Origin of the sequence: Ructibacterium gallinarum, assembly GCF_014982785.1 — a bacterium.
GTDB lineage: Bacteria > Bacillota > Clostridia > Monoglobales > Monoglobaceae > Ructibacterium > Ructibacterium gallinarum.
The window spans coordinates 1-4,561 of the sequence record NZ_JADCKB010000048.1 but is presented as its reverse complement, the minus strand read 5'-3'; the positions used below and the strand labels follow the sequence as shown (position 1 = coordinate 4,561).

2 protein-coding genes are annotated in these 4,561 nt (G+C 43.5%); both read right to left on the bottom strand.

What is annotated here, in order from left to right:
• A partial coding sequence (locus INF28_RS12505) for an S-layer homology domain-containing protein (RefSeq protein WP_226393789.1) occupies positions 1 to 2,066 on the bottom strand: 2,066 nt, incomplete at its 3' end.
• 30 nt (positions 2,067 to 2,096) lie between these two features.
• On the bottom strand, positions 2,097 to 4,561 hold a 2,465-nt coding region (locus tag INF28_RS12500; protein ID WP_226393788.1), incomplete at its 5' end, for an S-layer homology domain-containing protein.

Below are 4,561 nucleotides of genomic sequence, written 5' to 3'. Positions count from 1 at the left end.
CTCTCTTTCAGCTTATCCCGAACTCTCTCCTCTACCTTATCCGAATACAATAACATCAATCTCTGTGCGTGTACCATCGTAAATTCTGCACAGTCACCCAACATATCCATACTCGTCAACGCATCCATGATCTTATCATTATCCTCGGTGGTCAGTTCCATATTTTCGCTTAATTTCAACAACATTAGCTGAATATAATCCCAATCCCTTCCACCTTCCTCAATGAGTGTCTGACGGTAATGTTTCTGATGTTCTTCCAGACTTTCATAATTCGTTCTTTTGATCTCATAGTTCTGCACCAGTTTTAACGTTCGGGAAATTTCATTATCTTCCGTTTTTGCTCGAACAATGATATCCAGCGGCTTTTCTCCGTTCATTTCTTCCGCAAAATCAAACTGACTGCTATATTTGGGCCACACATATTCTTCTGACCCCGCCAGAATGCTTGCCCCTGCCGGTGGTGGGCTAGCGGCTTTTAGTTTCCCGTCTTCCAGAGTCAAATCAAAACTCCAGTCCTCCGCGCCGAATGCTTCTATCGATTCTTTCTCTAATGCCGGCGGCTCCACCCGTATCTCCTCGGTGTGATCCAGTATCTGTATCCCTGCCGTTGTTGTTATAATATTCCCTTGAAGACCATTCAGTCGAACAAATATTCTGTTCTTTCCTGCTTTCAGATTCATCACAAATGATACTGATGTGTTTCTCGTCCACTGGTATAACATAGACGTCACTTTGCTCCCGTTGAGATATACTTCATTGTACCCTCGGGCCATTTGCAGTTTCGCATTTACCTGCATATCCTTTTCTACAACCAAATCTGCACACAAATACCCTTCTACATACATTAAATCCGGATCTCCTCCACGAGTTACCTCATTGAGCATTCCTGTCTTTCCCATGGGATATGGACGAAATTCCATCCCATTTTCCAATTCTACCGAAAATGTTTCATTATCCGGAACCGTTACTGTCATCGGCCGATTCTGCGCTTCGCTCAGCGCTGTATTCGCATCATTTCCTCCTTCATATACCTCTGTCGCCACCATTCCAGTATACAGCCAATTTTTTATATATCCCAGCTCATCTAATGGATATGATGGTGTTCCATTGACATCCGGCAGTAAAGTGTCCAAACTTTTTTTCACTTCATAAAACACACTTGCCGCTTCGCGTCGGCTCAGCCCTTCTTCTCGATCTCCTACCTTTCCTCCCACTTTTTGTATCTCCGGTACCCGGCTAAAAATTTCTCCTATTTCTGCTTCTGTGATTGTTTCTTCTCCTCTTGCTAATTCTTCTTCTGTCACCCAACCCTTCTGCTTCGCTTTCTCTCGGCTTCCTTGGGCCCACTCGTCCTCGCTTTCTTCCTTATATCCCATCATTCGCACCAGCATTACCAGCGCTGTATCTATCGTGCATCTTTCCTCTGGATAAAACTTCTCCTCTCCATTCCCCTGCACTATCCCTGCTTCTGCTAATGCCAAAATCGCTTCTTCTTCCTCCAATCCTTCAATGTCCGTAAATTCTACTTTCTCTTGTCCGTTTTCTTCCCGGTCTCCTTGATAGACCTCTACATAATCCAGTTCTCCGTATTCTCCATAATCTGTCTTTGATTCTATTCTTATCTTGTCTCCTGTTTGCAAAACCACTTCTTTTACTGTCTTGGTCCGTATGATCCCCGGCTCATATTCCGTGCTGCTTCCCCATACCGACGCTCCATACGTGATTTTCCCTGACCATATGCTTTTTTGTTCTCCGTTGATATACAACTTTCGCGTTGAGGATCCACTATAATAATCCGGATATACTATATCTATATTATATACCCCTGTTTCTCCTTCAAATGTAAACTCGGCCGATCCCCACACCTGCTCTCGCTGTTCTCTGGTCTTTAATTTTATATATTTCCCTCCGGATGCATTCTTTTCTTGTACCACATAATATCCATCCAGCTGCATATCCTCCGCTTCGATCCTTCCTGCTCCGGCTCCTGTCTCTTCTCCTGCCGCATGCACCGCTACCGTTAGCATCATCACACATATGCATACTATGCTTATTATCCTTTTCATCCTTTCATCCTCCTTTGGGCATTCCAGCTTTTACATGTATGCTAATAATGCAATCAGCTTTGCTGCTTCGGCACGTGTAGCGGTTTCCTGAGGGGCAAAATATCCATTTCCCTTTCCATTTAAAACCCCTTTTGCGCACAGTGCATCCACTGCGTCACGTGCATAAGATGAAATTTCATCTTCATCTTCAAATTGTTGCCCTGCATTTTCCATTTCTGTCGTTTCAATATCGGCAGCTCTGTAAAGAATTACTGCCATATCCTGTCTGGTGATTTTCTCTCCAACCCCAAAAGTCCCGTCGCCACGTCCTTCAATTATACCGGCTTGGACTGCTGAAGCAATATAAGCGTCATACCATGTGCCAGGGAAGACATCAGAAAAGTTTGATACAGCAGTTTCATCATACTTTCCAAATGCTGTTACTACCAGTTTGACTAGTTCTTCTCGGCTAATGCTTCGATTTGGAGCAAATTTTCCATCCCCATCTCCGCTGACAATTTCTTTTTCTGCCAGAAACTCAATATACTCACGAGCCCACTCCGCTTCTTCCAAATCTGTAAAAATAGATGAAACAGGTTTTACATCAGGCTGAGTATCAGATAGTGTATTTTCCGTCTCTGCATCAATTACCATCTGTGCATTTCCCAGGCCTCCGCCGCCTATGTAGTGAGAACCGCCGCCGCCACTGCTACTGATTGGCGCTTTTGCCACGACAATATAAACAAATGACCGGGTAAGCGAATATCCATTGAGTGACACCGTTGCCGTTAATGTTACCTTTTGATCTACACTCCCTCTACGAACAGTGCCATCCGTACCAATTACGTTGGAATCCGAACTATCCCAAGAAATGGAACTTCCATTCTTCCCTTGCAATATCAAATATAAGTCTCCAGTAATGCGTGCCCCGGATGGACTTCCCGGATCAATTGCATCGCAATCCATCTTTACCGGATCCAATTGAATTGGTTCCGCAGCGGTGTAGATTACCGTTTCACCAATACCGCCTTTATCCGCTTGATTTTTTGGAGTCACAGACACACGTAAGTATTTCCCTTGATCTTCCTCTTTGATTTCATAGTACAGAGCAGTTTGATTCTCGGAAGTTATAGTCCCTATTTGGACATTTTCAAATCCCTCTTCAGGCTGTGGCGACGTCATCCATATGATCTCCGTACCATTTTCCTCATCAAGATCTATATCTAAATATTGATATTTTAAAACTACCTTACGCCCTACATACAATCCGCCTTCAAGCGCTAACTCTGATACCGTTGGGGGGGTTCCTGTATTATTTTCCGTTAAAATTGGCCCTACCGCTTCGCTATCAACCGCTTTTCCTGTGTGAATTCCATTTGACGGCATAACACGAAATTTAATATATTTTCTAAAAAAGCTGTCATCCAAAGTAATGGTTCTGGACGTACCCTCAACTGTGTAATCTGTAAACTCCGGTGTATCTGAAACCAACCATTGATACACAGAATTTTTTTCTGCTTCACCATATAAATCATAATAGTCGTATTCACCTTTTAAGGTTTCACCAGATCGCGGTACCGTACCCGAATATCCTGATATTCTTACATTATCTGCCATTGGTTTTTGTTTGGCTTGAAAAACGACAAAATCATCTACAGCAATATTGCATCTCATATATTCATTATTAAACTGAATACCAGACAAACTATCAAGCACTGCTCCGCCATCTGCCGGACTGGTCGCTTTTTCTTCCGTCCATTCTGTCCAACTCCAAACACCTTGCTCAGGTACAGCGGTACGATAACGTACCATCGCATTTTCAAAATTACACTCTATCTCTATTCGTAGCGGCTCACCCAAGTCTGCTGTTTTCAAATTTCCGTCAATCATACTGCTGCTTGCGCTAATCAAGGCCAAACCTTCTGTAGCATTCCGCCGTTGTACCATGATTTGATGAGATCTTTGTCCCGCACCGTTTATTAAATGCAATTTCATGCGTTGGTGATCCACGCCGTTAACTTCTGCCTGATTTTCAAAAAAAGTCATAGCAATATGAACAGAATCCTGTGTATATGTTTCAGGTAGATGCAGCACCGCAGTATCTCCACCACTTCCATCCTCATTATATACTCTGATTGCTCCGTTTTGCCATTTGGAATAGTGCATGTCATCTCTTATCGCATCAGACAAAGTATTCGGTTTTGCATCAAAAGTTTCTGTGTAAACAGTCAGATACCCTGGTTCTTCCGTTTCTGTAGGGGGTAGTTCGGCGTCTGGCTCCGGTTCTGGTTCCGGTTCTGGTTCTGGTTCTGTTTGCACAGGCAAACTAACACGTATGTCATCCACCGTAATGTTACAGCTCATATATTCATTATTAAATCGCAGTCCGCTGAGTTCTGACAATACCGTCCCGCTGTCCGCTGCACTCATTCCTTTTGCTTCTGACCAATCTGACCAACTCCAGCTTTCCTGTTCCAGAAGTGCTGTACGGTAACGAATGCTCTGTCCTGTAAAAT